At 53.4% G+C, this 2,390-nt stretch carries 3 protein-coding genes; all 3 read right to left on the bottom strand.

From position 1 onward, the window contains the following. The coding region (locus DW724_RS15335) for an ATP-binding cassette domain-containing protein (protein WP_147358698.1) at window positions 1-753 on the bottom strand (753 nt) is incomplete at its 3' end. A gap of 94 nt (window positions 754-847) precedes the next feature. After that, window positions 848-1,864: a sugar ABC transporter substrate-binding protein gene (locus DW724_RS15330; protein WP_118762050.1), complete on the bottom strand. Its 1,017-nt coding sequence runs from the start codon at window positions 1,862-1,864 to the stop codon at window positions 848-850. Window positions 1,865-1,937: 73 nt separating this feature from the next. Continuing rightward, on the bottom strand, window positions 1,938-2,390 hold a 453-nt coding region (locus DW724_RS15325), incomplete at its 5' end, for a TIM barrel protein (protein ID WP_147358697.1).

Below are 2,390 nucleotides of genomic sequence, written 5' to 3'. Positions count from 1 at the left end.
GCCGAATTCCTTCGGGAACTGGTTGTCCAGCGAACGACCTACCATTGCGGTGATCAGGGAGTCATTATCCCACTGATCGATCGGCTTGGTTGCGATGAACTCACCGTCACGGATAACCTCAACGCGGTCGCACAGCTCGAACAGCTCCTCCAGCTTATGGGATACAAAGACGATGCCGATGCCGCGTGCCTTCAGATCACGGCAGGTCTTCATCAGCTGCTCAACCTCTTTCTCGCCCAGAGAGGAGGTCGGCTCGTCCATAATAATCATTTTTGCGTTGATCAGAACCGCCTTTGCGATCTCGATCATCTGCTGTACGCCCATACCAAAGTTACCTGCCGGCTTGGTCGGGTCTACGTCCTGACCGAGCGAAGCCATAACTTCCTTTGCCTTTTTATGCATGGTCGGGTAATCCAGCAGAGTACCCTTTTTGATCCACTTGTTGATGAAAATGTTGTCAGTAATGCTCAGCAGCTTCTCAATGTTAAGCTCCTGATATACGCACGCGATGCCAGCCGCTGCCGAATCGTTCGGGTCCTTGAAATGCTGCTCGACGCCGTCTACATAAATCTGACCCTCGTCTGCCTGATGTACACCAGTCAGCACCTTGATCAGCGTAGATTTGCCTGCGCCGTTCTCACCGATCAGGCCGAGGATCTCGCCCGGCTTGACGGAAAGCTGCATGTTTTTCAGAGCCACTACGCCCGGAAAACGCTTGGTCGCGTTTTTCAGTTCTACTACGTATTCACTCATCTTTTCACTCTTTTCTTTCACAAAATGAAGAAGCGGGCACACGCTTGCACATATGCCCGCCTGCTTTTACGGATCTGTGATGACAGAATTCGGTTTAGCCGTTTTGTTTCTTTTCAACGATCGCCTTCTGCTCTTCTGCGTTGTCGGCAGTTACGATAGAAGCGGTAGAAGCGATAAACTTATCAAGGGTCTTGCCGTTCAGTGCGTCAACTGCTGCCTGAACACCGCGGTAGCCTACGTCGTAGCCGTCAACAGCAACAGTCATGGTCTCCTGACCTGCAAGGATTGCATCGAGTGCTGCAACATTGCCGCCACAGCCAACGAAGATGGTGTTCTTGTAAGCTGGATAGGAAGCTGCTGCACGTGCAGCGCCGACGGCCATGTCGTCATTATTGCAGACAACGATCGCAATACCCTCCGGATGGCTCTGGATGATCGCTTCCATTGCGGTTACAGCTTTGTCAGATACACCGTCAGCGTACTGGGTCTCCGCATCCAGATAAGTGCCACCAGCCTTTTCAACACCTTTCTTGTAGCCGCCCATGCGTGCTTCGGAGGTGGAATCGCCCTGTACACCCGCAATACCAATCGCGGTGATAGTATCCCAGCCGGCTTCCTTAGCTGCTTCTACTGCAGCTTCGCCGCCCATGGAGGCCATAGCCTCGTTATCGAAGCCTACAAAGCTCAGAACCTTATCGGATTCTACGTTGGTGTCAATCGCAATGATCGGAATTTCCGCATTTGCGATCTGGGTTGCAACCGTCTCGGACTGCAGCGGTGCAACGACCATTGCATCCGTGCCGCTTGCGTTCAGTACGGTTTCGATCATGGAGAGCTGTTCGTCGTACGCGGTCTCCGAGGTCGCACCCTGTACATCAACCTCAGCGCCGAGGTCCTTGCCAGCCTGCTCGCATCCCTTGGCTACATAGGCCCAGTACTCGGAAGCCAAGGTTTTCAGAACAACGGTGATGTGCGGATTCTCGGTAGAAGCGCTTGTAGCGTTATCGCCGTCCGTCGATGACGAGGTATTGCCACCGCAGCCGGTCAGTGCGCCCAGAAGCAGCGCTGTACTAAGCATTGCTGCACCAATTCGTTTCGTCATCTTAGCCATTTTTATTTCCTCCTATCAGTCAGCACGTATGCTGTTTTCTGTTTTCTCTTTTCTCTGCTTTTACAGTCTGTAATCAGATACCTGCGGTTTTCTTGATATACTCGCGTGCCATCTTGGCATACTCGAGCGGATTTGCCTTTGCCGGGTCCTGCTCGGCCTCTACGATGAACCAGCCCTCGTAGTGTGCATCGTGCAGAGCCTTGAATACGCCCGGATAGTCTACGCAGCCGTCACCCGGAATGGTGAAGCAGCCTTCGAGTACCGCCTTGCGGAACTTGAAGTCCTCGGCATATGCCTTTTCCATCATGTCAGGACGGATGTCCTTGAGGTGAACGTGGCCGATGCGCGGGCCAAACTCCTTGGCCGCCTTTACGGCGTCCTCCCCCGAGAAGGTGAAGTGACCGGTATCGAAACAGAGATAAACATAGCGCGGATCGGTGTTGTCCATCAAGCGCTTGGTCTCCTCGAAGGTCTGAACGACCGTCGCCATATGGTGATGGAAGCACAGCTTGAAGCCGCGGTCAGC

This window comes from Butyricicoccus sp. AM27-36 (assembly GCF_003480945.1).
Classification (GTDB): domain Bacteria; phylum Bacillota; class Clostridia; order Oscillospirales; family Butyricicoccaceae; genus Agathobaculum; species Agathobaculum butyriciproducens.
The sequence above is the reverse complement of the archived record's forward strand: the minus strand, read 5'-3'. Positions and strand labels throughout refer to the sequence as shown.

Coding starts and splice junctions, on each gene's coding strand:
- DW724_RS15330 (WP_118762050.1), bottom strand. CDS start 1,864: ATGGCTAAGATGACGAAACGAATTGGTGCAGCAATGCTTAGTACAGCG.